Annotated in this window: 26 protein-coding genes; 10 read left to right on the top strand and 16 right to left on the bottom strand. The window is 66.5% G+C overall.

What is annotated here, in order from left to right; genetic code table 11:
* The first annotated feature begins 88 nt into the window (after nucleotides 1-88).
* Nucleotides 89-1,408 carry a dicarboxylate/amino acid:cation symporter gene (locus tag ACI1V7_RS05100; protein ID WP_404530662.1) on the top strand — a complete coding sequence of 440 codons (1,320 nt, stop codon included), beginning with the start codon at nucleotides 89-91 and terminating at the stop codon, nucleotides 1,406-1,408.
* 73 nt (nucleotides 1,409-1,481) lie between these two features.
* Here ACI1V7_RS05100 and ACI1V7_RS05095 read toward each other — a convergent pair whose 3' ends face one another.
* On the bottom strand, nucleotides 1,482-3,278 hold the full coding sequence (locus tag ACI1V7_RS05095) for an ABCB family ABC transporter ATP-binding protein/permease (RefSeq protein WP_404530661.1): 1,797 nt from the start codon (nucleotides 3,276-3,278) through the stop codon (nucleotides 1,482-1,484).
* 114 nt (nucleotides 3,279-3,392) lie between these two features.
* On the bottom strand, nucleotides 3,393-4,178 hold the full coding sequence (locus ACI1V7_RS05090; protein WP_404530660.1) for an SIMPL domain-containing protein: 786 nt from the start codon (nucleotides 4,176-4,178) through the stop codon (nucleotides 3,393-3,395).
* Nucleotides 4,179-4,330: 152 nt separating this feature from the next.
* On the opposite strand from ACI1V7_RS05090, the gene ACI1V7_RS05085 reads away from it, so the two are divergent.
* The 4 genes from ACI1V7_RS05085 (at nucleotide 4,331) to ACI1V7_RS05070 (ending at nucleotide 7,643) form a co-directional block, all read left to right on the top strand.
* Nucleotides 4,331-4,729 carry a BlaI/MecI/CopY family transcriptional regulator gene (locus tag ACI1V7_RS05085; RefSeq protein WP_404530659.1) on the top strand — a complete coding sequence of 133 codons (399 nt, stop codon included), beginning with the start codon at nucleotides 4,331-4,333 and terminating at the stop codon, nucleotides 4,727-4,729.
* On the top strand, nucleotides 4,726-6,000 hold the full coding sequence (locus tag ACI1V7_RS05080; RefSeq protein WP_404530658.1) for a M56 family metallopeptidase: 1,275 nt from the start codon (nucleotides 4,726-4,728) through the stop codon (nucleotides 5,998-6,000). Before ACI1V7_RS05085 ends, ACI1V7_RS05080 begins: the two co-directional genes overlap by 4 nt.
* Nucleotides 6,001-6,139: 139 nt before the next feature.
* The gene (locus ACI1V7_RS05075; RefSeq protein WP_404530657.1) at nucleotides 6,140-6,514 is read left to right on the top strand and encodes an energy transducer TonB; all 375 of its coding nucleotides are present in this window, start codon (nucleotides 6,140-6,142) and stop codon (nucleotides 6,512-6,514) included.
* Nucleotides 6,515-6,605: 91 nt separating this feature from the next.
* Nucleotides 6,606-7,643: a S41 family peptidase gene (locus ACI1V7_RS05070; protein ID WP_404530656.1), complete on the top strand. Its 1,038-nt coding sequence runs from the start codon at nucleotides 6,606-6,608 to the stop codon at nucleotides 7,641-7,643.
* 77 nt (nucleotides 7,644-7,720) lie between these two features.
* On the opposite strand, the gene ACI1V7_RS05065 is transcribed toward ACI1V7_RS05070, so the two are convergent.
* Together ACI1V7_RS05065 and ACI1V7_RS05060 are read right to left on the bottom strand one after the other, a co-directional pair.
* Entirely contained in the window at nucleotides 7,721-8,371 is a 651-nt protein-coding gene (locus ACI1V7_RS05065; RefSeq protein WP_404530655.1) for a 3-oxoacid CoA-transferase subunit B, read from the bottom strand.
* A gap of 21 nt (nucleotides 8,372-8,392) precedes the next feature.
* Nucleotides 8,393-9,091 carry a CoA transferase subunit A gene (locus ACI1V7_RS05060; RefSeq protein WP_404530654.1) on the bottom strand — a complete coding sequence of 233 codons (699 nt, stop codon included), beginning with the start codon at nucleotides 9,089-9,091 and terminating at the stop codon, nucleotides 8,393-8,395.
* Between the two features lie 135 nt (nucleotides 9,092-9,226).
* Between ACI1V7_RS05060 and ACI1V7_RS05055 the strand changes: the two genes are divergently transcribed.
* A complete protein-coding gene (locus ACI1V7_RS05055; RefSeq protein WP_404530653.1) occupies nucleotides 9,227-9,787 on the top strand; it encodes a LuxR C-terminal-related transcriptional regulator in 561 nt (186 codons plus the stop codon).
* 54 nt (nucleotides 9,788-9,841) lie between these two features.
* Here the strand turns inward: ACI1V7_RS05055 and ACI1V7_RS05050 are convergent, their stop codons facing one another.
* From ACI1V7_RS05050 to ACI1V7_RS05040, 3 genes are read right to left on the bottom strand one after another with little or no spacing between them, the layout of a single operon-like run.
* Nucleotides 9,842-10,261 carry an acyl-CoA thioesterase gene (locus tag ACI1V7_RS05050; RefSeq protein WP_404530652.1) on the bottom strand — a complete coding sequence of 140 codons (420 nt, stop codon included), beginning with the start codon at nucleotides 10,259-10,261 and terminating at the stop codon, nucleotides 9,842-9,844.
* Nucleotides 10,262-10,305: 44 nt separating this feature from the next.
* Nucleotides 10,306-11,055: an alpha/beta fold hydrolase gene (locus ACI1V7_RS05045; RefSeq protein WP_404530651.1), complete on the bottom strand. Its 750-nt coding sequence runs from the start codon at nucleotides 11,053-11,055 to the stop codon at nucleotides 10,306-10,308.
* Nucleotides 11,056-11,073: 18 nt separating this feature from the next.
* Entirely contained in the window at nucleotides 11,074-11,850 is a 777-nt protein-coding gene (locus tag ACI1V7_RS05040; RefSeq protein ID WP_404530650.1) for an SDR family oxidoreductase, read from the bottom strand.
* A gap of 190 nt (nucleotides 11,851-12,040) precedes the next feature.
* Here ACI1V7_RS05040 and ACI1V7_RS05035 point away from each other — a divergent pair, with 190 nt between their 5' ends.
* Nucleotides 12,041-13,717, top strand: coding sequence for an electron transfer flavoprotein-ubiquinone oxidoreductase (locus ACI1V7_RS05035; RefSeq protein WP_404530649.1), 1,677 nt, complete (start codon nucleotides 12,041-12,043; stop codon nucleotides 13,715-13,717).
* 12 nt (nucleotides 13,718-13,729) lie between these two features.
* Here the strand turns inward: ACI1V7_RS05035 and ACI1V7_RS05030 are convergent, their stop codons facing one another.
* The 8 genes from ACI1V7_RS05030 to ACI1V7_RS04995 all read right to left on the bottom strand — a co-directional run bounded on the left by ACI1V7_RS05030 (nucleotide 13,730) and on the right by ACI1V7_RS04995 (nucleotide 20,403).
* Nucleotides 13,730-15,871, bottom strand: a complete 2,142-nt coding sequence (locus tag ACI1V7_RS05030) for a putative bifunctional diguanylate cyclase/phosphodiesterase (RefSeq protein ID WP_404530648.1) — start codon at nucleotides 15,869-15,871, stop codon at nucleotides 13,730-13,732.
* Nucleotides 15,872-15,975: 104 nt separating this feature from the next.
* Nucleotides 15,976-16,647 (bottom strand): amino acid ABC transporter permease, encoded by a 672-nt coding sequence (locus tag ACI1V7_RS05025; RefSeq protein WP_404530647.1) that lies wholly within the window; start codon nucleotides 16,645-16,647, stop codon nucleotides 15,976-15,978.
* Nucleotides 16,648-16,663: 16 nt separating this feature from the next.
* Nucleotides 16,664-17,488 carry a cystine ABC transporter substrate-binding protein gene (locus tag ACI1V7_RS05020; protein ID WP_404530646.1) on the bottom strand — a complete coding sequence of 275 codons (825 nt, stop codon included), beginning with the start codon at nucleotides 17,486-17,488 and terminating at the stop codon, nucleotides 16,664-16,666.
* Nucleotides 17,489-17,594: 106 nt separating this feature from the next.
* The gene (locus ACI1V7_RS05015) at nucleotides 17,595-18,029 is read right to left on the bottom strand and encodes a hypothetical protein (RefSeq protein WP_404530645.1); all 435 of its coding nucleotides are present in this window, start codon (nucleotides 18,027-18,029) and stop codon (nucleotides 17,595-17,597) included.
* 70 nt (nucleotides 18,030-18,099) lie between these two features.
* Nucleotides 18,100-18,573, bottom strand: coding sequence for a metallophosphoesterase family protein (locus ACI1V7_RS05010; protein ID WP_404531544.1), 474 nt, complete (start codon nucleotides 18,571-18,573; stop codon nucleotides 18,100-18,102).
* A gap of 5 nt (nucleotides 18,574-18,578) precedes the next feature.
* Entirely contained in the window at nucleotides 18,579-18,851 is a 273-nt protein-coding gene (locus ACI1V7_RS05005; RefSeq protein ID WP_404530644.1) for a DUF378 domain-containing protein, read from the bottom strand.
* A 147-nt stretch (nucleotides 18,852-18,998) separates the two neighbouring features.
* Nucleotides 18,999-19,640, bottom strand: a complete 642-nt coding sequence (locus ACI1V7_RS05000; protein ID WP_404530643.1) for a YcbK family protein — start codon at nucleotides 19,638-19,640, stop codon at nucleotides 18,999-19,001.
* Nucleotides 19,641-19,989: 349 nt separating this feature from the next.
* Nucleotides 19,990-20,403 (bottom strand): GNAT family N-acetyltransferase, encoded by a 414-nt coding sequence (locus tag ACI1V7_RS04995; protein ID WP_404530642.1) that lies wholly within the window; start codon nucleotides 20,401-20,403, stop codon nucleotides 19,990-19,992.
* Between the two features lie 198 nt (nucleotides 20,404-20,601).
* Between ACI1V7_RS04995 and ACI1V7_RS04990 the strand changes: the two genes are divergently transcribed.
* From ACI1V7_RS04990 to ACI1V7_RS04980, 3 genes are all read left to right on the top strand, one after another.
* Nucleotides 20,602-21,618 (top strand): sulfate ABC transporter substrate-binding protein, encoded by a 1,017-nt coding sequence (locus tag ACI1V7_RS04990; RefSeq protein ID WP_404530641.1) that lies wholly within the window; start codon nucleotides 20,602-20,604, stop codon nucleotides 21,616-21,618.
* Nucleotides 21,619-21,992: 374 nt separating this feature from the next.
* Nucleotides 21,993-22,910, top strand: a complete 918-nt coding sequence (locus ACI1V7_RS04985) for a serine hydrolase (protein ID WP_404530640.1) — start codon at nucleotides 21,993-21,995, stop codon at nucleotides 22,908-22,910.
* A gap of 91 nt (nucleotides 22,911-23,001) precedes the next feature.
* Nucleotides 23,002-23,538 carry a DUF2939 domain-containing protein gene (locus tag ACI1V7_RS04980; RefSeq protein WP_404530639.1) on the top strand — a complete coding sequence of 179 codons (537 nt, stop codon included), beginning with the start codon at nucleotides 23,002-23,004 and terminating at the stop codon, nucleotides 23,536-23,538.
* Nucleotides 23,539-23,637: 99 nt separating this feature from the next.
* Here ACI1V7_RS04980 and motA read toward each other — a convergent pair whose 3' ends face one another.
* Complete coding sequence (gene motA / locus ACI1V7_RS04975) at nucleotides 23,638-24,498, bottom strand: flagellar motor stator protein MotA (RefSeq protein WP_404530638.1); 861 nt, start codon at nucleotides 24,496-24,498, stop codon at nucleotides 23,638-23,640.
* Nucleotides 24,499-24,507 lie beyond the last annotated feature (9 nt).

Below are 24,507 nucleotides of genomic sequence, written 5' to 3'. Positions count from 1 at the left end.
CAACACAAAGCCTGCGGTTTTCCACAATAGCTGCGGCAGATATTTTTTGTGATGATGACCGTGTTATCAATCGCGTATGACCCCAGTCATGAAAAAACCATTCTATAAAGTCTTGTATATCCAGGTGCTGTTCGCCATTATCGTCGGCGTCCTCCTCGGTATCTTCGACCCTGCACTCGGCGAAAAGATGAAGCCTTTGGGAGACGGCTTCATCAAGCTTATCAAGATGATCATCGCGCCCGTGATTTTCTGTACGGTCGTCGCCGGTATCGCCGGCATGCAGGACATGAAGAAGGTCGGCCGCGTCGGCGGCAAGGCCCTGCTCTACTTCGAGATCGTGTCCACCTTCGCGCTGGCGATCGGCCTGATCGTCGCCAACCTGGTCAAGCCGGGCGCCGGCTTCAACGTCGACCCGGCCACGCTGGACACCCACGCGATTGCCCAGTACACGGACAAGACCAAGTCGCTGTCGACCATCGACTTCCTGCTGAACATCATCCCGACCACCTTCGTGGACGCGTTCGCCAAGGGCGAGATCCTGCAGGTGCTTCTGGTCGCGCTGCTGTTCGGCTTCTCGCTGTCGATGCTGGGTGAGCGCGGCCGCCCCGTCGCCCGCCTGATCGAAGAGCTGTCGCACGCCATCTTCGGCGTCGTGAACATCGTCATGAAGGCCGCCCCGATCGGCGCCTTCGGTGCCATGGCCTTCACCATCGGCAAATACGGCGTCAAGTCGCTGATCCCGCTGGCTTCGCTGGTCGGTTCGTTCTACCTGACCTGCGCGCTGTTCGTCGTCATCGTGCTGGGCACCATCGCCAAGATGACGGGCTTCTCGATCTTCCGCTTCCTGTCCTACATCCGCGAAGAACTGCTGATCGTGCTGGGTACCAGCTCGTCGGAAAGCGCACTGCCGGCCATCATGCGCAAGCTGGAAAAACTGGGCTGCCCGAAATCGGTCGTCGGCCTGGTGGTCCCGACCGGCTACTCGTTCAACCTGGACGGCACCAATATCTACATGACGATGGCCGCGCTGTTCGTTGCCCAGGCAACCAACACCGACCTGACCCTGACCCAGGAACTGACCATCCTGCTGGTGGCGATGCTGACCTCGAAGGGCGCATCGGGCATCACCGGCGCCGGCTTCATCACGCTGGCCGCGACCCTGGCCGTCGTCCCGACGATTCCGGTGGCCGGCATGGCGCTGATCCTGGGCATCGACAAGTTCATGAGCGAATGCCGCGCCCTGACCAACATCATCGGCAACGGCGTCGCGACCATCGTCGTGTCGAAGTGGGAAGGCGAACTGGACAAGGATCGCCTGACCGCCGAGCTGAAGCACCCGACCCCGGACAATCCGGCCAACGACCCGACGCCGGAAGTCGATCCGCGTCCGGTGCGCGAAGCGGCATAAGTTCGCACCACCCAGGAAAAACGCCGGGCTCGTCCCGGCGTTTTTCATTGGCGCACCGGCGCCGCGCGGCATCCTAGTCCCGGTCGCGGTCCATGCGTTGCTGCAGCAGCCACAGCCGCGCGTACATCCCCTTGGCACGCAGGAGTTCCGCATGCGTGCCCTGCTCGGCGACACGGCCCCGCTCCATGACGACGATGCGGTCCGCGTTCACGATGGTCGACAGGCGGTGCGCGATGACGAGCGTGGTGCGGTTCTTCGCCAGCCGTTCCAGCTCCTCGACGATCGCGTGTTCCGACACCGAATCGAGCGCCGACGTCGCCTCGTCGAAGATCAGGATCGCCGGGTCCTTCAGGATGGCGCGCGCGATGCCGATGCGCTGGCGCTCACCGCCGGAAAAATTCACCCCGCGCTCGCCCGCCGGGCTGGCATAGCCTTCCGGCAACGCGGCGATGGTGTCGTGCAGCTGGGCAGCGCGTGCCGCGGCCTCGACCGCCGCCGCATCCGCCCCGGGCCGCGCATAGGCGATATTGTTGCCGACGCTGTCGTTGAACAGGGGAGCATCCTGCGGCACGACGCCGATTGCGCGGCGCACGCTGGACGGGCTGTGCAGGCGGATGTCCTGGCCGTCCACGAGGATGCGTCCGTCGTCCGGATCGTAGAAGCGCAGCAGCAGGCGCGCCAGCGTCGACTTGCCCGATCCGCTCCTGCCCACGACGGCCAGCGTCGTCCCCGGCGCGATGCGCAGGCTGACCCCGTCGAGCACGGGCCGGCCCGGTTCGTAGCCGAAGCGCACGTCCTCGAACACGACTTCCCCCGCCTGGACCCGCAGCGGCGGCAGGCGCTCGGCGTCGGGCATGTCGGGCGGCACGCGCAGCAGCGCGAACAGGCGCTCGGCGTTCACCCAGGCGTCGCGCGATTCGCGGTAGACGAAGCCCAGCGCATTCAGCGGCAGGCAGACCTGCAGCGCATAGGCATTGATCAGCACCAGGTCGCCCACGCTGAGGCGCCGTTCCAGCACGGCCATGCCCGCCAGCACCATGATCGCCGCCACGCCGATCCCGATGACGAAGCTCTGGCCGACGTGCAGGATGAACAGGGCGCGCTGGTTGCCGAGTCCTGCCTCTTGCCACTGGGCCATGATCCTCGAAAACTTGTCCAGCTCCACCGCTTCATTGGTGAAATACTTGACCGTATCCAGGTTCAGCAGGCTGTCCGTCAGCTGCCCCTTGGCGCGCGCGTCGAGCTTGTTGACGCGGCGCTGGTACACCACGCGGCGCGCCGTGAACACGAGGGTGAAGCCGCAATACAGGAGGAAGGTGGCGAGGATGATCAGGGCAAAGCCGCCCGGATAGCGGCGCAGCATGACGGCCAGCACGAGGCCGATCTCGACCAGCGTGGGCACGATGGTGAACAGCCCCACGCCGAGCAGGAAGGCGATGCCGCCCGTGCCGCGGTCGATGTCCGGCAGCAGGCTGCCGACCTGGCGCTGGGCGTGGAAGCGCGGGCCCAGCGCGAACAGGTGGGCGAACGTCTGGCGCGCATAGTCCTGCACGGCGCTCAGCGTGACGCGCGCGAACAGCAGGTCGCGCCATTCGTTGAACAGCGTCGCGGCGAAGCGCAGCACGGCATAGCCGACCAGCAGGTAGAGCGGCAGGCGCGCTGGTAGCGTCGGCTGGGAAAAGGCGTCGATGATGCGCTTGAGCAGCAGCGGCACGGCCACCGTGGCGACCTTGGCGACCAGCAGCAGGCCGATGGAGGCGAGGATGCGCCAGCGCCACGCGCGCATCACGGCCCACAACGCGCGGACGAAGCGGCGCCTTGCCGCTTGGCTGGCGGCGGCGTCCTCTGGGGGCGGGGCTGGCGTGTCCACGGATCGTCGGCATGGCGGCTATCCTGCTTGGACATGCGAAACCGCGCGAGTGCACGGACAAACGGCGCTTGCCCGGCCCGGGCAGCGCTCGTCTCCTAGCATTATCTCCTGGCCTTATTTTCTGGCGGCGCGCGCGGCCGGCAGGTTCTCGAGCCGGAACACCACGTCCACGGGCTGGCGCAGCCTCAGCGCGGGAATGACCAGCAGCTGCTCGCGGTCCGTCTGGCTGGCGCGGCCGCCGTCCGCGCGCCGCGCCGTCTCGCGGAAGTCGCCCCGCTCGAGGCCCATGGCCGTCGTCAGGTTCTTCAGCTGGTCCGGCGTGGCGCCCATCACGGCGCCGACCCGGCGTCCCGCCGCGGCCGCCATCACGTCGGCGCGGCGGCGCGCGTCGCGGATGGCTTCGGTGACGAGCTCGTCGTTGAGCTGGTCCATCGTCGACAGGCCGAACGACGCGGCGAAGCTGTCCAGGTTGGGCTTGCCGAGCAGGCCGCCGGCCAGCGCGGGCCACACGGTGAGGTTCCTGACGTTGACGTGCACGTCGCAGCGAATTTCGTACAGCGGCTCGCCCGCCGCCCCCTGCTCGCCCTTGCGCACGGACTGGCGCACCTCGCGCGCCTGGGCGTCTTCCGGGTCCAGCCCCACCTGCCGCATCAGCGCATGCAGCTCGCCCATGCGCGCTTCCAGCACGGCGCGCGCCGCGGCCGGGTCGGCATCGGTGGCGACGATCTCGAAGTCGAGGCTGCCGATGTCCGGCAAGGCGGCCTGGAAGGCGCTGCCCGTCACGTGCACGAACGGGTAGGCAGGCAGGTCGGCCGCCGATGCGGTGGCCACGGCGGCGCCGGACAGCGCGAGGGAGACGGCAAAGGCGGATGCGGCGAGGCGGGTGTTCGGCAGGATCATCGGAGCGCTCCATGTGTAGACAATGTTTTCTATGTTAGGCCGCTTCAGTCCGCCGCGGCAAGCCGCCGCACGAAAAATAAATGTGTAGACAAAGCGATCTAGACGGTTTAGTCTAGGTTATCGAATCATCATTGCCGTCGCGAGGAATTCCCATGGCCAAGTCCCCTGCCCTACCGAAGCCGACCCCGGCGGAACTCGACCTGCTGCAGGTCCTGTGGCCGCTCGGCGCCGCCACCGCCCGCCAGGTCCACGATGCGATCGTCAAGGAGCGTCCGGACGTCACCTACGCGACCGTGTTGCGGCTGATGCAGATCATGCACGGCAAGGGCTTGCTGATCCGCGACGAGAGCGAACGATCGCATGTGTACGCACCGGCCCAGGCCCAGGAATCGCTGCAGACGAACCTGCTGAAGGACTTGATGCAGCGGGCCTTCTCGGGCTCCGCGACGGCCCTGGTGCTGGCCGCGCTCAAGACCGGCATCTCCAGGAAGGAAAGGGAGGAAATCGAGAAGCTGCTGAAGGATGGAGACGCGGACGGAGACGCCCGATGAGCGCCCAGGCGGTGGTTGCCGCGCTCGGCTGGGTACTGTTGAACTTCCTGTGGCAAGGCTGCGTCATCGCCTGCATCACGGCGGAACTGCTGGTGGCCTTGCGCAATGCGCGTCCCGAGTCCCGCTATGCCGTCGCCTGCCTCGGCCTGGCCCTGTGCCTGGCCTGGCCCGCCGCGGTCCTCGTCAGCGTCCTTGCGGGGCCGCACGATGCCCAGGCCGGCGCCGTCTTCTTCGGCATCGGCTTCCAGGCGGTACCGGCGAGTGAGCCCGGCAACTGGCTGGCCTGGCTGCAGGCGCACACGGGCTGGATCGTGGCGCTGTGGACGGCGTGCGTGGCGGCATTGTGCCTGCGCACGGCGACGGGCCTCCTGTGGATCGGCCGCACCGTGCGCAAGGAGCGCGGCGATCCCGCGTGGCAGGCACGCCTCTCCGCCATGGCCGAGCGTTGTGGCCTCGGGCGCGACGTGCGCCTGCGCGTGGTCGAGCGGCTCGCCAGTCCCGTGACGGCCGGGTGGTGGCGGCCCGTCGTGCTGGTGCCCGCCTCGCTCGTGGCCGGCATGCCGCCGCACTTGCTGGAAGCGCTGCTGGCGCACGAACTCGGCCACATCAAGCGCCACGACTACCTCGTGAACCTGCTGCAGAACGTGGTCGAGATCCTGCTGTTCTACCACCCGGCCGTCTGGTGGATCTCGCGCCGGATCCGCACCGAGCGCGAGCAGATCGCCGACGACTTCGCCGCGCGCCACCTGGGCGATCCGCGCCGCCTGGCGCTGGCCCTGTCCGAACTCGAACGCCTGCAGTTCGCCGGCACCGGCCTCGCCCAGGCCGCCAATGGCGGCGACCTGCTGGCCCGCATCCGCCGCCTGCTGCGTCCCAGCACGCAGTCGCTGGACTGGCGCGCGCTCGTCCCCGTGCTGGGACTGGCGCTCGCCTTCGCCGGCAGCGCCCAGGCGCTCGCCGGCCGCGACGCCGTGCTGGCGGACCAGCGCTCGATGACGACCAAGGCGCTGGCCGACTTCAGCAGTTGCGCGCGGCCCGATTATCCGCAGGCCGACATCGACGCCGGCCACCAGGGCACCGTCACGCTGGCCTTCCTCGTCGACCAGACCGGCATCGTCGGCGATTCCCGCGTCGAGCGCTCGAGCGGCTTCGCCTCGATGGACGAGGCCGCGCACGGCGCCCTGCGCAAATGCCGCTTCCACCCGGCGCTCCAGCAGGGCCGTCCCGTCACCGAATGGACCAGGGTGCAGTATGTCTGGACCCTTGAGTGACACCGCCCGGCTAGGCAGCTAGCCGGTTCCGCTTCCCCGTCGTTCCCGGCGCACCGCGCCGGCCCCGTTGCGCCCGCCGCACGGCGCATCGTCACGTCCGTCAACAACGAGCCGAGTGCTCATCAACCAGGAGAAGACCATGTACCAACGCACGATCTCGATGCAATCCCGCGCCGCCCTGCTGGCGGCATGCCTGCTGGGCATCGCCGGCTGCGCCACGGCAGCGGACACCAAGGGCAACGAGCGCGCCCTGCTCGACTTCGACAGCTGCGCCAAGCCCGAGTATCCGCATGCCGACGTCCAGGCCGGGCACCAGGGCACGGTCACCCTGAACTTCCTCGTCGACCAGGACGGCAAGGTCGGCGACTCGAAGGTCGCCAAGTCCAGCGGCTTCCCGACCATGGACGAGGCCGCGCGCACGGCGCTGGTCAAGTGCCGCTTCCGCCCCGCGACGAAGAACGGCAAGCCGGTCAAGGACTGGACCAAGGTGCAGTACGTCTGGACGCTGAAGTAAGGCGACACCCTGGTGGCCGCCCGCGGCGCCCTGGCGTCGCCACGGACGGCGTCACCACGCCATTGACCGCCACATTCGAGGAACATCATCCGTGCGCCATTACTTCATGTTGTACGCGACGCTCGTCGCCGCTGCTGCGGTGCATGCCGCCCCTGCGTCCACGACACGCGCGACGCTCGTCGAACGTGTCGCGGTGGAACTGGAACGCGCCTATATCGATGCCGGACAGGCCGCCCGGCTGGGCCCGGCGTTACGCCGTGCCGACTTCGGCCCCAACCTCGACGACGAAGCGTTCGCCAAGGCGGTCACGACGCTGATGCAGGACGTCAGCCGCGACCCGCACCTGCGTCTGATCTACGATGCGAGACCCGCCCCGGCCGGCGGTGCCGGTACGCCCGCGCCAGCCGACATCGCCAGGCGGCAGGCCTACCTGAGGGAACGGAACTATGGCATCGAGCGCGTCGAGTGCTTGCCGGGCAATATCGGCTACCTCAAGACGCGGTTTTTCGCGCCGGCGGCCGATGCCGCGCCGTCCATCGGCGCGGCAATGACCCTGCTGGCCAATACGCGCGCCCTGATCCTCGACATGCGCGAGAACGATGGCGGCGCGGCCGATGCGCTCCCCCTGATGGCCAGCTACCTGTTCGATGCACCCACCCACTTGAGCGACCTGTACCGGCGTGAAGGCAACGTGACCGAGCAACAGTGGACGTTTCCCGGCGTTCCCGGGAACCGCTACGGGATGGACAAGGAGGTCTACATCCTGACCAGCAAAGCCACGTTCTCGGCGGCGGAAGGCCTGGCGTTCGCACTGAAGAACCGCAAGCGCGCCATCATCGTCGGCGAAACGACTCGCGGCGGCGCGCATCCGTCGCGCATCAAGCGGCTCGACGAGCACTACGCGCTGATGGTGCCCGCCTCGACGGCGCGGGATCCCGTGACGCGACTGGACTGGGAAGGCACGGGCGTCCAGCCCGATGTGGCGGTGCCCGCTGCACAGGCGCTGACGCGCGCCCAACTCATCATCCTGGACAAATTGCCGACCGGCGACGGCGACCGCGCCACCCAGGACGCGATCCGGCAGCGCCTCGATACCCTGCGCGCCGAAGCGTCGACGGCCAGCGATTGAGGACCGCGCAAACAAGAACGCGACGCCGGCAAGCGCCGCGCGTCGCGTGTGTGCCGGGCCGGATCGCTGCGGCGCCGTCAGACTCCCGTCACGTCCAGCTCGGCGGACGTGGCCTGCACCACTTCTTCCTTCGTGACGCCCGGTGCCAGCTCCACGAGCTTCAGGCCCGTGTCGGTCACGTCGATCACGGCGAGGTCCGTGATGATGCGGTCGACCACGCCCACGCCCGTCAGCGGCAGGTCGCACTTCTTGAGGATCTTGTGGCTTGTCGAGCCGTCCTTGGCCGTCGCCACGTGCTCCATCACGACGACGACGCGCTTGACGCCCGCCACGAGGTCCATCGCGCCGCCCATGCCCTTGACCATCTTGCCCGGGATCATCCAGTTGGCCAGGTCGCCCCGCTCCGACACCTGCATCGCGCCCAGGATCGCCAGGTTGATCTTGCCGCCGCGGATCATGCCGAAGGAATCGGCCGAGCTGAAGTAGGCGGCGCCCGGCAGCGCCGTCACGGTCTGCTTGCCGGCGTTGATCAGGTCGGCATCGACCTCGCCGTCCGTCGGGAACGGGCCGATGCCCAGCAAGCCGTTTTCCGATTGCAGGAAGACTTCGATGTCCCTGGGTACATAGTTTGCCACCAGGGTCGGCAAGCCGATGCCCAGGTTGACGTAGAAGCCGTCCTGCAGCTCCCGTGCCGCGCGCGCGGCCATTTCATCACGAGTCCATGCCATGGTTTGTCTCCGATCCTGGTCTTATGCTTGGCGCACGGTGCGCTGCTCGATGCGCTTTTCCGGCGTCGGGTTGTGAACGATGCGGTGCACGAAGATGCTCGGGGTGTGCACCTGGTCCGGATCGATCTCGCCGACCTCGACCAGCTTTTCCACTTCCACGATGCAGACCTTGCCGGCGGTGGCCACGTTCGGGTTGAAGTTGCGCGCCGTCTTGCGGAACACCAGGTTGCCGGCGCGGTCGGCCATATAGGCCTTGACCAGCGAGACGTCCGGCAGCAGTGCCCGTTCCATCACGTACATTTCGCCGTCGAATTCGCGCGTCTCCTTGCCTTCGGCGACGATCGTGCCGTAGCCCGTCTTGGTGAAGAAGGCGGGGATGCCGGCGCCGCCGGCGCGCAGCTTCTCGGCCAGCGTGCCCTGCGGCGTGAATTCCAGCTCCAGTTCGCCGGCCAGGTACTGGCGCGCGAATTCCTTGTTCTCGCCCACGTAGGACGCGATCATCTTCCTGATCTGGCGCGTCGTCAGCAACTGGCCCAGGCCGAAGTCGTCGACGCCGGCATTGTTCGAAATGGCCGTCAGGTTCTTGACGCCGGAATCGCGCAGCGCGAGGATCAGCGCCTCCGGAATGCCGCACAGGCCGAAGCCGCCGACGGCGATGGTCTGGCCGTCCGCGACGACGCCTTCGAGCGCGGACCGCGCGTCAGGATACACTTTGTTCATACCCGTCCCTTTAATAGTTAAGCTGGAAGCTCTTTCTGTACAGCAGAGTAGAATCTCAGAATAAAATAGCCCCCTTCAAAGCACAATACCGTAGAACTACCGGCAACAAGGCCCGCGGAGACACCCTTGCACCAGATGAACGCATCATACGCCATCGACTACGAGATGATCTTCCAGCACGCGCCCGTCGGCATGTGCATCTCGGTGGACCGCGTCATCCAATCCTGCAACGATGCCCTCGCCGCGATGTTCGGCTATGAGCGCGCGCAACTGGACGGCCAGTCCTTCGCCGTGCTCTACCCCACCATGGACGAGTTCCTGCGCACGGGCGACCGCATCATCCCCATCATGAACACGAAGGGCCGCTACTCGGACGAGCGCATCATGCGCCGGGGTAATGGCGAACTGTTCTGGTGCCACGTGACGGGCCGCGCGCTCGACCCGCAACAGCCCTTGGGCGCCGGCGTCTGGACCTTCGAGGACGTCAGCGAAAAGCGCCCCGTCACGGCCGAGCTGACGCCGCGCGAACGGGAGATCGCCGCCCTGCTCGTCGAAGGCAAGACCAGCAAGGTGATCGCCCGCGAGACCGACCTGTCGCCGCGCACGGTGGAGATGCACCGGGCCAAGCTGATGCGCAAGTTCTCGGCATCGACCTCGTCCGAGCTCGTGCACAAGCTCGTGGGCGTGACGCGCTGAGCGCCGACGAAAAAGGCGGGCACATGGCCCGCCTGCGATGGCGCCGCGCGCGGCTCAGCCGCCCGCCAGCAATGCCTTGAATTCTTCCGGCAGCGGCACCGACTTCTCTGCAGCGAAATTCACCCATACGACCTTGGCGCCGCCCTCGGCATGCACGACCTCGGCGTTGCCCTCGGCATCGACGAGGCGCATCTCGTGCGTGATCTCGACGCTGGAGCGGCCCGGCGTGCCGGCGAAGGTGCGCACTTCGATGTCGCCCGGATAGGTCAGCTGCTTCATGAAATTGCAGTAGGCGGTGACGATCACGGGGCCCTCGCCTTTCGGATCGATGCTGCCCTGCGCTTCTTCCAGGAAGGCGATGCGGGCGCTTTCCATGTAACGGAAATAGACGGTGTTGTTGACGTGTCCCAGCGCATCCATGTCTCCCCAGCGGATGGCCTGACGCATCGTGTGAACCAGTTTCTTGTCGCTCATTATTGTTAATCGCTTCGATTGCTATGCTTCGTTGAAAAAATCGTTCAGGCCGGGTTCTCCTCGGCCAGGATCCGCGCGACGATGGCGCAGAAGCCCGACGGGTCTTCCAGCATCATCATGTGGCCCGTCTTCGGCTGCACGTGGATGGCGCGCGCGGCAGCCAGCACCCATTCGGGAATGTCCCAGCCGGCCGCCGACTGTTCGCCGCCGACCAGCCACAGGGGCGTACCGCGCAGCAGCACGCGCCGCACCCGTTCAAGGTAGTCCGGCGATCCCGTCACGTCCAGCACCGATTGCGCGAGCCGCTGCAGCGTCGTGTAGGGCTGGTTGGCGAGCATCTCGCGCGCGAACGCGACGTGTTCGTCGCTCGCTTCGATGCCCATGCGTTCGAGCCAGGCGCCGGGCGCGTCTTCCATGGCGCCGTATTCGGCCGCCCATTCGGCCTCCGGCAGCGCGGCGATGCGGCCGCACCAGAAGGCATCCTTCAGCGTGAAGTTGCCCTCGACGTTGACGATGCCGCGCACCCGCTCCGGTACCAGGTCCGCCACCAGCCACGCCAGCGCGCCACCCACGCTGTGGCCGAGCAGCCAGGCCGGCCGCCCCACCTCGTCGCGCAGGAAATCGGCCAGGGCACGCGCCTGCGACGGCAGGTCGATGCCTGCGTCGACGCTGCGCAAGCGCCCGTAGCCGGCCAGGTCGGGCATGCGCACGTCCACGCCGGGCAGCAGGCGCTGCGGCGCGATCGGGGCGAAGGCGTTGAACAGGCCGTGGACGACGACGACGGGATCGCTCATTATGCGCTCATTGCGCGCTCACTGCGCCGTCATGCCGTCGTCGGCCGTGATGATGGCGCCATTGATGAAATGGGCTTCCTCGGCCGCGAGCAGCAGCAGCAGGCCGTCCAGGTCTTCCGGGCGGCCCGTGCGGCGGCGCGGCAGCATGTCGATCAGGCGCTTGCCCTGCTCGGTCTCGAAATAATCCTCGTTCATCTCGGTGGCGATGTAGCCGGGGCAGATGGCGTTGACGTTGATGCCGTAGCGGCCCCATTCGACGGCCATCGCCTTGGTCATCTGGACCACGCCGGCCTTGCTCATGCAATAGACGCCGATCTGCGGCAGCACGCGCAGGCCCGCCACCGAGGCGATGTTGACGATGCGGTGCTGCTTGCGCGGGTCGCCCTTGGCGCGCTGGATCATGCGCTTGGCCGTCTGCTGGGCCATGAAGAAGGCGCCGCGCAGGTTGGTGTCCATGATGTAGCCGTAGTCGTCCTCGCTGACGTCGAGCAGGCGCTGGGTGTTTTGCACCCCGGAATTGTTGACCAGGATGTCGATCGGCCCCGCTTCCGTCTCCGCGTGGGCGATGGCGGCCTTGATGCTGGCCAGGTCGGTGACGTCGAGCGAGACGACATGGGCGGCGCCGCCGTCGGCCTCGATCTCGGCGCGCAACTCCTTCAGGCGGTCGAGCCGGCGCGACGCCAGCACGACCTGGGCGCCGGCGCCGGCCAGCGCCTTGGCGAAACGCGCGCCCAGCCCGCTGGATGCCCCCGTGACCATCGCGATCTTGCCTTCGAAGTTGACTTCAATACCCACTTTACGATCCTCCGCGCGGACGAGCCCGAACTATATTCTGTTGCGAAGACATAATGATTACATACTTCACCAAATTCACGCGGTTTAGATTGCCGCATCTAATACTTGCCCTACAATGGCGCACGCCGTTGCCAAGCAACGCAAAAAAGTGCACACTCGTGCTTAAATTTTTTTGATACCAATTAGAACAATGACACAGACCAACAGCATCCTCGAACAGTATGGCCCCCGCGAGGCGATGGAGTACGACGTGGTGGTCGTCGGCGGCGGTCCCGCCGGCCTGGCAGCGGCCATCCGCCTGAAGCAACTGGCCACGGAGCAAGGCCGCGAGGTATCGGTCTGCGTGCTCGAAAAAGGCGGCGAGCTGGGCGCGCACATCCTGTCCGGCGCCGTCATGGACCCGATCGCGCTGAACGAACTGTTCCCGAACTGGAAGGAACTGGGCGCGCCCCTCAACACCCCGGTCACGGAAGACCGCGTGCTGTTCCTCACGGAGACCAAGTCCTACGCCACGCCCTCGTTCATGGTACCGAAGGCGCTGACCAACCATGGCAACTACGTGATCTCGCTGGCCAACGTCGTGCGCTGGCTGGGCCAGCAGGCGGAAGCGCTGGGCGTCGAGATCTTCCCGGGCTTCCCGGCCGCCGAGATCCTGTACAACGAGGACGGTTCCGTGAAGGGCGTCGCCACCGGCAACATGGGCATCAACCGCCATGGCGAGCCGACCGACGCCTTCCAGCTGGGCATGGAGCTGCATGCCAAGTACACGCTGTTCGCCGAAGGCTCGCGCGGCCACCTGGGCAAGCAGCTGATCGCCAGCTTCGGCCTGGACAAGGGCCGCGACCCGCAGGTGTACGGCATCGGCATCAAGGAGCTGTGGGAGATCGACCCCGCCAAGCACCAGCCGGGCCTCGTCGTGCACACGGCCGGCTGGCCGCTTGACTCTTCGACCTACGGCGGCTCCTTCCTGTACCACCTGGAAAACAACCAGGTCGCCGTCGGCTTCGTCGTCGGCCTCTCGTACCAGAACCCCTACCTGTCGCCGTACGAGGAATTCCAGCGTTATAAAACCCACCCCAGCATCCGCGGCTTCTTCGAGGGCGGCAAGCGCATCTCCTACGGCGCGCGCGCGATCACGGCGGGCGGCCTGCAATCGCTGCCGAAGACCGTGTTCCCGGGCGGCGCCCTGCTCGGCTGCGACGCCGGCTTCCTGAACGTCAGCCGCATCAAGGGCAGCCACGCCGCCATCAAGACGGGCATGCTGGCCGCCGACGCCGCCTTCGCCGCCCTTGGCGAGGGCCGCCAGTTCGACGAACTCTCCGCCTACCCGGCCGCTTTCGAGGCGTCGTGGCTGAAGGAAGAGCTGCACGTGGCGCGCAACTTCAAGCCGTGGATGAGCAAGGGCCTGTACCTGGGTTCCATCATGACGGGCATCGACCAGATCGTCTTCAAGGGCAAGGCGCCCTGGACACTGCACCACCAGCACGCGGACCACGAATGCCTGCGCCCGGCCTCCGAGTTCAAGCCCATCGTCTACCCGAAGCCGGACGGCAAGCTGACGTTCGACCGCCTGTCCTCCGTGTTCATCTCGAACACCAACCACGCGGAAGACCAGCCCGTGCACCTGACGCTGAGGAACCCGAGCATCCCTGTGGAGGTGAACCTGGCCAGGTTCGCGGGTCCCGAGCAGCGCTACTGCCCGGCCGGCGTGTACGAGTTCGTGAAGACCGACGAAGGCAAGGACCGCCTGCAGATCAATGCGCAGAACTGCGTGCACTGCAAGACCTGCGACATCAAGGATCCCACGCAGAACATCGTGTGGGTGACGCCGGAAGGCGGCGGCGGGCCGAACTACCCGAACATGTAGTTGGCGGAGGGGTCAGAGCCCGGTGTTGGTGTTAAAAGGGCTCTGACCCCGGTGTTCCGCCACCGACGTATCGAAGGGCACCACCGCCATCTCCTCCAGCTCCCCCGCCGTCATCGGCGCCCCGAACACATACCCCTGCGCGTAATCGCACCCCGCCTGCACCAGCAGCCGGCGCTGCTCCTCCGTCTCCACGCTTTCCGCCACCACTTCCAGGCCCAGCTTGTGCGCCATGGCGACGATCGCCTCGACCAGCGCCGCCTCGCCGTCGGCCGCGCTGGCGGACGCCGCGTCCACCTTCACGAAGTCGATCGCGTGGCGCTGCAGGTGCGCCAGCGAGCCGTGGCCGCTGCCGAAGTGGTCCAGCGCCACCTGCAGGCCCAGCGCGCGGTACTGGCGCAGGCGTTCCACCACCCGCTCGGTCCCGTCCATCAGCACGTTCTCGCCGATCTCGGCGACGATGCTGCGCGGCGGCAGCCCGAGCTGCTGCAGGTAGTCGAACCAGCCCTGGTAGAGCGCCGCGTCGCGCCGGAACTGCACGGGCGACTTGTTCACGCTGACCTGGAAGTCGGGCGCAATGCTGCGCTGCCAGGCCTGCACCTGGCGCGCCGCCTCGCGGAACACCCAGTCGCCGATCTCGACGATCAGCCCCGAGCTTTCCGCGAAGGGGATGAACTCGGCCGGCTGCAGCAGGCCCTGGCGCGGATGGCGCCAGCGCAGCAGCGCCTCGGCCTTGCGCACGGCGCCGCTCTTGAGCGAGACGATCGGCTGGTACAGGATCTCGAACTGGCCGTCGTCGAGCGCGTGGCGCAGGTCGGCGCCGATGGCCTGGCGGCGCAGCGCGGCCTGCTGCAGGTCCGGCGTGAAATAGCAGTAGCGGTTGCGCCCCCCGTTCTTGGATGCGTACATGGCCTGGTCGGCGCTGGCCAGCAGCGCACCCAGGTCGCGCGCATCGGCCGGATACAGCGCGATGCCGACCGACGCCGACACCTCGGCCTGGCCGCCCGGCAGCTCGAACGGCCGCGCCAGCGCATCGACGATGGCCTGGGCGATGCGATCGACGTTGCCGACCCGGTCCAGCCCCGCCAGGATCAGCGTGAATTCATCGCCGCCCAGGCGCGCCAGCGTGTCCGACGCGCGCACGCAGCCCTTGATGCGGCGCGCAGCGTCGGCCAGCAGCGCGTCGCCCATCGCGTGGCCGAGGCGGTCGTTGACCTCCTTGAAGCGGTCCAGGTCGATGAACAGCAACGCCAGGAAGGTGGCGTTACGGTCGGAGCGGTGCATTTCCTGGCGCAGGCGGTCGCGGAACATGTGGCGGTTCGGCAGGCCCGTCAGCTCGTCGTAGTTGGCCTGGTGCCAGATGCGCTCGGCCGAGGCGCGCTGGCGCGTGATGTCGGTGACGAGGGCCAGCGTGCCCGTCACGTTCCCGAGGGCGTCGTGGATCGGCGTTGTCGCCACGCTGGCCCACAGCACGGCGCCGTCGCTGCGGATGAACGTGAGTTCGGCGCGCGCATCCACGCCCGCGCCCGCGTGCGCAGGCAGCCGGCGCACGTCGATGGCATCGAAGCGGGCCCGCCCCTCGTCGTCCATGAAATCGGCCAGCGGCCGGTCGAGCATGTCCTCGATGGTGCAGCCCAGCAGCGCCGCCATGCGCGGATTCACGAAGGCGATGCGCCCGCGCGCATCAGTCTCCCAGATGCCGACGTCGGCGCAGTGGACGATGCGGCGGAACCGTTCTTCGCTCCGGGCCAGCAGCGCCAGGCGCTCGGCGGGGTCGCCCGGATCGATGGCAATGCGGCAGGCCCGGCCGCTGCCGTCGGCATGGGCGGCCAGCGCCACCGCCAGCGGCTCCGCACGCTCCGCCCACGCCAGTTCCAGCGTGCAGGCAAGCGGCACGCGGCTGCCCAGCGCGGCATCGAAGAAGGCGTCGAAGCGCGCCTCGCTGCCGCGTGCCACGAAGTCGCGCAACTCCCGCCCGCCGCCCGCCCGCGGGATGCCCAGCATGCGCGCTGCCGCCACGTTGGCGCGCAGGATGCGGCCGTCGGCGGCCACCACCACGTGGCCACCAGGCGCCAGCAGGTGCAGTTCGTCGTAGGGGTCCTGCACATCGTCCACGCGGTCCGTGGCCCGCCGGCCGGCCTGCACGTCCTTGTCCATTCCGCCTCGCTCGTCGTCGGTGCTGCGTTCGGAAACACGATGCGCCGACGCTCGGGCGTCCGGCAACCGCCTCGCCGGCCGGCACGAGGCGGTTGCCGGGCGCGTCAATGAGGCTGGTGGGCCCGGTTGAAGCGGCGTTCGGCGCGGCGCTGCAGGGCCTCGAAGAACAGGCTCAGCAACCAGTAGATGATGGCGGCTGCGATGTACAAGGGCAAAGGCTGGAATGTGACCGAGATCAACTCTTTGGTGACTAGCATCAGTTCGGTCATCGTGATCACGGAAACCAGCGAGGTGTCCTTGATCAGGCTGATCAGGGTATTGCTCATCGCGGGTACGGCAATGCGCAATGCCTGCGGCAGCACGACGTGGCGCAAGGCCTGCGGCCAGGTCAGGCCCAGGCTGAACGCGACGCGCCATTGTCCCTGGGCGACGCCGAGGATGGCGCCGCGCAGGCTTTCCGACAGGTAGGCGCCGGAATTCAGGGACAAGGCCAGGATGCCCGCCGTGACGGGCGTGAATTCGATACCCACGCTGGGCAATCCGTAATAGATGACGAACAGCTGCACGAGCAGCGGCGTGCCGCGGAACAGGCTGACGTAGAGCGCCGCCGGCCAGCGCAACGGTGCCCAGGGCACCACGCGCAGCACGGCGGCGGGAAAACCGAGCACGAGGCCGCCGACCATGGCGGCCACGGCGAAGACCAGCGTGTAGCCGGCCCCCTTGAGCATGGTCGGCGCCGCCTCGGCCAGCAGCGCCGTCAATTCATGGACATCCATCGCGGCCGGGAACTCCTCAGGGCGCGCGGCTGGCGTCGCTGCCGAACCACTTGACCGACACCTGCTTCAGGCTGCCGTCGGCGCGGGCATCCTCGATGGCCTTGTCGATGGCGGCCAGCAGCTTCGGATTGCCCTTCTTGAGCGCCACGCCCATGCGCTCGACGGCACCGACGCGCGCGCCGGCGCGGATCGGCAACTGCGAATTCTTCAGCAGGTAGGACACCATCAGGCTGTCGTTCAGCGCGGCGTCGATGCGGCCGAACGCGAGGTCCTGCAGGTTTTCCGGCGCCGCCGGGTAGCTCTTGACGTCGATGCCGGCCACGGCCTTGGCCTGCTGCTCGTAGACGCTGCCCTGCCCCACGCCGACCTTCTTCCCTTTCAGGTCGTTCAGGCTGGCGTAGTTGTTGCGCTCGTTCTTGCGCACGATGAGCTGCGGCGACGAATACGTATAGGGCTGGGAAAAGTCGAAGGCCTGCTGGCGGCGCGGATTGATGCCGACCTGGCTGACGATCACGTCGTACTTGCCGGCGCCCAGGCCGGCCAGGATCGCCGCCCATTCGGTGGTGACGAATTCCGGCTTGACGCCCAGCCTGGCGCAGATGAGCTTGGCGACATCGACGTCGTAGCCGGCCAGCTGGCCCGTCTTCGCATCCTTGAAGTTGAACGGGGGATAGGTGCCCTCGAGGGCGATGCGCAGCGTGCCGCGGGCCTTGGCCGTATCGAGCAGGTCGGCGGCATGGACGGACGATGCCAGCCCCAGGTTCAGGCCCAGTGCCAGCAGGCCCGCGCCGGCCAGCAGGGAACGGCGCTTGCCGCCACGCGTGAGGGATACCATTTGCATGTAATTCAACACTCCAGTCGTAGACAGCGCAGATCGAAGACGGCCTCGCACGGGAGCACAGCACGGCGCGAGGCAGAAGTTGTCACCGAATAATATCAGGAGCGCATCACCAGCGCTGGCGGCCATGCTTGCCGAAATGGTGGCCCGTGACGATCAACGAGGTTTCGACGAGGGTGGACAGGCCCAGCAGCAGTTGCACGAGCTTGTCGTCCGCCAGGATCCAGAATTGGCCGCTGGGCTGCTCAGCGCCGGTGGCGGCCATGATCAGGGGGGCGACCCAGCTCGCGTCCGGTTCGACGTCGAGGATCACGGCGTCGTCCAGCGTCTGCATGTAGATGTCGCCGCCCACGGCCAGGCGGAAGCGCACGCCGACGCCCGTCTCCTGGGGCCGCACCAGTTCCTGCATCGTGCGGTTGTGCTCCTCGATCCAGAGCTCCACGTCCTGCGGGGTTTCCAGCGGGGTCCAGGGCACGGGACGGAAGCGCGGGCGTTCGCCGTCGCGCGTGGAGGAGTTCGAATCGGAGTTGGCGTCTTGCGTCATATCAAAGGGGATGCGGGAAGTGAATGAGACGGCGCGTATGCTACGGCATTTCGGCGCCCTCGGCCATGGCTCAGGCCGGCGGCACCAGCGTCACGAGCCGCGCCTCGACGCGGCCGGCGTCGATCAGCAGCTCGCCCACCGCGATGGGCAGGCTGAAGCGGCGCTTGCCGGCGCTGCCCGGGTTCACGTAGAGCACGCCGTCGCGCTCCGTGCACGAGGGCCGGTGCGAGTGGCCGGACACCACCACGCGCACGCCCTCCGCCCGCGGGTCGAGCGGGTCGAATGCCAGCGCCTTCAGGTCGTGGATCGCCAGCAGGCGTATGCCGCCGAGGTCCAGCGTGGCCGTCTCGGGCAAGGCATCGGCCCAGGCGGCCGTGTCGTTGTTGCCGCGAACCACCGTCAGCGGCGCGATCTGCGCCAGGCGCACCAGGATCTCCTCGCCGCCGATGTCGCCGCCGTGGACGATGTGGTCGCTGCCGGCCAGGAAGTCGAGCGCTTCCTGGCGCAGCAGCCCGTGGGTATCGGAGACGAGGCCGATGCGCAGCCGCGTCAATGCCTGCGGCCCATCTTCATCGCCGTCCAGATCGAGTACAGGGCCGAGATGCCGACCAGGACGTAGATCAGGCGCGTGGCGGGACTGCCGGCGCCGAACAGCGTGGCGACGACGTCGACGTCGAACAGGCCGACCATGGCCCAGTTCAAGCCGCCGACGATCAGCAGCGCCATGGCGATGTAGTCGATCGCCGACATGGCCGCGCTGCCTTCGCGCACGGCGGCGCGCCGTTCCGGCAGGTGCCGGCGTTCCATCGTGGGTGCGTTCATGGTTGCCATCATGTCCTCCGTGGAAAGGTTACGAGTGAGGGAACCTGCCGCCGGGCTCGCACTGCGCCGGCCGGCCACGTAAAGATAGCAAAAACGCGGAGAAGCGCGCGCCGCCATGCGCGGGCGCACGCGCCCGGCACGGTGGGCTCAGCCTTTCCAGGTACGGTTCAAGCCCGTATCGGCATGGATCCAGCCGCCCTTCGGACCGGAGCGGTAGTAGAAACCGACGCCGCCCTGGCGGAAGCTCTTCACCAGGCCGCCCAGCACTTCCTCGGTCAGGCCGGCGATGCGCACGTCGGCTGCCTTGCCCGACATGTGCAGCGACTGGCGCGCGGCCGGCACGCCCTGCTCGCGCAGGCGCGCATTCGAGGCCGGCGTGCGGTAGCCGGACAGGATCTCGAGCGGATGCTCGAGGCCGTAGCGGGCTACGAAGGCCTGCGAGGCCCACAGCGTCTCGAACAGCTTCGGGTCGATCGGGATCGACGCCTTGCCGTTCACGTCGCGCAGGATGTGGCACAGCTCCTGGTAGGCCGAATCGATGATCTGGCCGTCCTTCCAGTACAGTACCTTGGTGCGTTCGCCGCTGGCCGGACGGATGACGGACAGCGTGCGCGGCTTGACCCAGAAGTCGAGATCGACCACCTGGGCGTCGAACAGATCGGGGGGCGGTTCCAGCTCGGTGCTGGATTGGGCTGCGGCGCGGGCACGCGCATCGAGCAGCGGCACGGCGACCAGGCCGGCGGCGGTCAGGCGCAAGCCCTTCTGAATGAAATCTCTACGGGAAGCCATATGGTACTCATCGTTGCAAGCTGCTTACTATAACGCAAGCAATAACAGGAAAAAAGACGAGCACACATTACAAATGCATCAGAGAGCACTCGCGCAACAGTGGCGCGATGCGGTCAGCCGGTGCACTTGCAGTAACGTTTACTGGCGGGCGGCGCGCAGGCATCGACCTGCTTCCAGAGGAAATCGCATTCCATGCCGAAGCAGGCCTTGTCCTTGCCCGCATTGATATAGCCGAGGGGCTTTGTTGCATAAATAAACGATAAGCCTTTGATTTTTCAGTGAATTATAAATTTAGCAGCGAAATTTTTGTTCAATAAAATCAATGACTTGCGGATTTATGCAACAAAGCCTAGCCGAGGCGTTCGAAGAAGGCGCTGGAGGAACCGGGCGCGTGCATATGCAGCTTGCTGATGTTCCAGACGCGCGCCTGGGCCTCGATGGCATCCAGCAGCAGGCGGCCGACGCCGTTCTTGATCTGGTCCGGGCGCACGTAGCACAGCGCCAGCTTGCCGGCCTGGTTCACCAGCGCGAGGCCGACCAGCGCGCGCCCTTCGCCATCGCCCATCTCGGCCACGACGGCGTAGTTGGAGGGCGAGGAAAACCAGCCCAGGACGTTCTGCGGAGTCTTGTTGCCGAGCCAGGCCTCCAGGATCTCGGGCCGGCCGCCGTGGTCCTGCTCGCAACCCTGCTCGATCGAGCGGCGCAGCAGGTCGCACGCGTCGGTTGCGTCGGAAGGTCGTGCCTGGCGAATGTCGATACCCATGATCTAGCGCTGGAAAAACGTCGATGCAGTAAGAGAGCCGTGCGAAGGCCGGACTATAACGCAATCCCGGGATCTCTGCTGTCCAGGTATGCATTCCGGATTTGGTTGTAAGCATATGATGAAAATGTACTTTTGTTTTGCTATTCATTAACGGATCATGCCTCGAGTTCCCATCGCACCTCCCACAGGAAGAAAACCATGACCCCGACCACCTCCCCGCTGCGCCGGCTGCTGCTGGCGCTGGCCCTGGGCAGCGCCATGCTGCCTGCCGTGCAGGCGCGCGCCGCCGAGACCGAGCTGCTGAACGTGTCCTACGACGTGGCGCGCGAACTGTACAAGGATGTCAATCCCGCCTTCATCGCGGAATGGAAGAAGACGACCGGCGAGGACATCGTCATCAAGCAGTCGCACGGCGGCTCCAGCAAGCAGGCGCGCGCCGTCGCCGACGGTTTGCAGGCCTCGGTCGTGACGATGAACCAGGCCAACGACATCGACATGCTGGCCGACCGCGGCCTCGTCGCCAAGGATTGGGCCAAGAAATTCCCGAACAATGCGGCGCCCTATTATTCGACCATGGTATTCCTGGTTCGCAAGGGCAATCCGAAGCAGATCCGCGACTGGGCCGATCTCGCCAAGCCGGGCGTGAAAGTGGTGATCCCGAATCCGAAAACCGCCGGCAACGGCCGTTATACCTACCTGGCCGCCTGGGGCGCCGTGGTCAAGAAGGGCGGCAGCGAGGCGCAGGCGCGCGACCTCGTCGCCCGCATCTTCAAGAACGTGCCCGTGCTGGACGGCGGCGGCCGCGCGGCCACTACCACCTTCACCCAGCGCCAGATCGGCGATGCCCTCGTCACCTTCGAGAACGAAGTGAACCTCGTGCGCGCCGAGTTCGGCGACGGTTTCGAAGTCGTCTACCCGACCATTTCCGTGCTCGCCGAATCGCCGGTAGCCGTGGTCGACAAGGTCGTGGACCGCAACGGCACCCGCAAGCAGGCCACGGCCTACCTGAACTTCCTGTATTCGGAAACGGGCCAGGCGATCGGCGCGAAGCACTATATGCGCGTACGCAATGAGAAAGTGATGAAGCAGTTCGCGGCCAACTACAAGCCGATCCAGCTGTTTACCGTCGACGACGTGTTCGGCGGCTGGCGCGCGGCGCAAAAACGTCACTTCGACGATGGCGGCGAATTCGACAAGATCTATCAGTCGAAATAATGCTGATAAATGATTGGCAACGAATGAGCTGGATAGATATACAGCCTTAAAACCGATAAAACGTTTTATGCTGTACAAATATACAGCCGTAAGCGCAGATAACTATTGCTGAGTGGTTTTTTTAACGAACATAAATTGCTCAACAATTAAATTTCCGTTCGAAAATAAGGCCTTGCGACAACGCGAGGCCTTTTTTTCTTGTAGAATCTTGCCAGTGGTCTTGATTTCCTTTGAGAGACATTGATATATGTCATTCATTGGTGCGAGACCAATGAAAATTTCGCTATTTAGCGCGACGCTAATAGCTGGCTTGACGTTTTGATGCTCCGCCGCCATTCGGCGCCCGACCATTAACCCGTACCTACACGATACCCATGATCAAAAAATTCCTCGCTGCCGTGCTGATGACGCTTTCCAGTGCGGCCGCCCTCGCCGTACCGTTCGGATCGCAATCGGTGCTGGTGGTGGAAGACGATACCGGCAAGGTGCTGTTCGAAAAGAACGCCGACAATGTCGTGCCCATCGCTTCCCTGACCAAGCTCATGACTGCCATGGTGGTGCTCGACGCCCACCAGGACATGAACGAGATGATCGAAATCGACAAGAGCGACGTCGACATGCTCAAGCACAGCAGCTCGCGCGTGCCCGTCGGTTCGACCATCCCGCGCCGCGACGTGCTGCAGCTGGCGCTGATGTCCTCGGACAACCGTGCCGCCGCCGCCCTGGGCCGCACCTACCCGGGCGGCATGCCGGCCTTCACGGCCGCCGTCAAGCGCAAGATCGCCGCGCTGGGCATGCACCAGACCGTGATCGAGGAACCGACGGGCCTGAGCCCCCATAACCGTTCGACCGCCGCCGACCTCGTCAAGATGGCGACCGCCGCCTCGAACTACGCCGAGATCACCCGCATCACGACCTCGTCCGACCACATGGTCAACATCAAGGGCCGCGAGGTCGAGTACCACAACACCAACCGCCTGGTCGGCGCCAAGGGCTGGGACATCGGCCTGTCGAAGACCGGCTACACGCAGGAAGCGGGTCGCTGCCTGATCATGCGCGTGAAAGCCGCCGGCAAGAACGCGACGCTGGTGCTGCTCAACGCCGGCGCCTCGTCGGTGCGCATGCTGGACGCGCTGAACATCCGCCGCCACGTGCTGGGCGACACGATCCCGACCGCGACGGCCGCCACCAAGGCGCCGCGCATCAAGGCGACCGCCGGCACCGTGCGCGTCAAGGCCTCGGCCCGCAGCGCCCGCAAGAAGGCCGTGGTACGCCACCGCAAGCACCGCTGATCGGCGCATCAGCGTCGTCATCGAAAGCCGGCACGGGCAACCGTTCCGGCTTTTTGTTTATCATGGCGCCTTCGCCACTTCCGCTGACCCCATGAAACGCCATCGCTCAGTTGCCATCTTCGCCATCGGCGCCGTCGTCCTGGCCCTGCTGGCCGCCTCCGTCTATGCCAGTCCGTACTGGCAACTGCGCCAGCTGCGCGCCGCCGTCGAGCGCCACGATGCCGACGCCGTCGCGGCCCACGTCGATTTTCCCGCGCTGCGCGACAGCGTCAAGAGCCAGCTGATGGCATCCGTCAGCCGCGACCTGGCGGCGCAGGAGAGCACGAACCCGCTGGTCGGCCTGGGCAGGTCGATGGCCCTCGCCTTCCTGAACCCGATGGTCGACGCGCTCGTGTCGCCGGCGGGCGTGATCGCGATGATGGAGAACGGCAAGGTCAACCTGGCCAGGCGCCGCAGCACGGACGACGCGCAGCCGCGGCGCGACGAGCACGGCAAGCCGGAATACGCTGCGGCCTACCGCGGCTGGAACCGGTTCGCGCTGACGTGGAAGGGCTCGGAAGGCGGCCTCGTGTTCACGCGCCACGGGCTGTGGGGCTGGAAGCTGTCGGGCATCGAGCTGGGCCATTAACCCGCGTCGCCCCGGCGCAGGCCGGGGCCCAGGTTCATGGCTCGGCCTGCGAATGACATCGGGCCCCGGCCTGCGCCGGGGCGACAGGTTGGAGGAGTTCTAGCGTGCCTTCAACTGCCGCACATGCCCCTCCAGCTCCTCGAAGGTCGGCCGCTCGGTTGCCGAGATGACCTTGCGTCCGAACTCGACGGCGATGGTCGGGGCGTAGCCGTTCAGGCTCGCCAGCAAGGTCACCTTCACGCACTGCATCGCCTTCGTCACTTCCTGGTGGCGGCGGTGCAGCAGGCTGGCCAGTGGCGCGACGAGGCCGTACGACAGCAGGATGCCGAGGAAGGTGCCCACCAGCGCGGCGGCGATCAGGCTGCCCAGTTCCGCGGGCGGGCGCCCGATCGCGCTCATCGTGTGCACGACGCCCATCACGGCGGCGACGATGCCGAAGGCCGGCATGCCGTCGGCCAGCTTGTGGATCGCCTGGACGGGAATGTCGGCGTCTTCCTCGCAGGTCGCGATCTCGCTGTCCATCAGGTTCTCGAGCTGGTAGGCGTTCATCGTCCCGGACACGATCAGCCGCAGGTAGTCGGTGATGAAGTCGAGCAGGTGCTCGTCCTGCAGCACCAGGCGGTAGCTGCCGAACAGCGGGCTCCGATAGGGGTTGTCGATGTCTTCCTCGATGGCCATCAGGCCTTCCCTGCGCACCTTGGTCAAGACGTCGAACAGCAGCGCCATCAGGTTCATGTACAGCGCCCGCGTGTAGCGCGAGCCGCGGAACAGCAGCGGCAGGCTGTGCCAGGTCAGCACGAGCGCCTTGCGGTCGTTGGCGATGACGAAGGCACCCAGCGCGCCGCCGAAGATCATCATCAGTTCGTAGGGCTGGAACAGCGCGGCCAAATGGCCGTCCTGCAGCGCGAAGCCGCCGAAGACGGCCAGCAAGACGATGACGAATCCGGCGAGGATCAGCATGGCGGCTCC

This window comes from Massilia paldalensis (assembly GCF_044901715.1).
Taxonomy (GTDB): Bacteria; Pseudomonadota; Gammaproteobacteria; order Burkholderiales; family Burkholderiaceae_D; genus Telluria; species Telluria paldalensis.
Note: the sequence above shows the minus strand (reverse complement) of the source record. Positions and strands in the feature narration are given on the sequence as shown.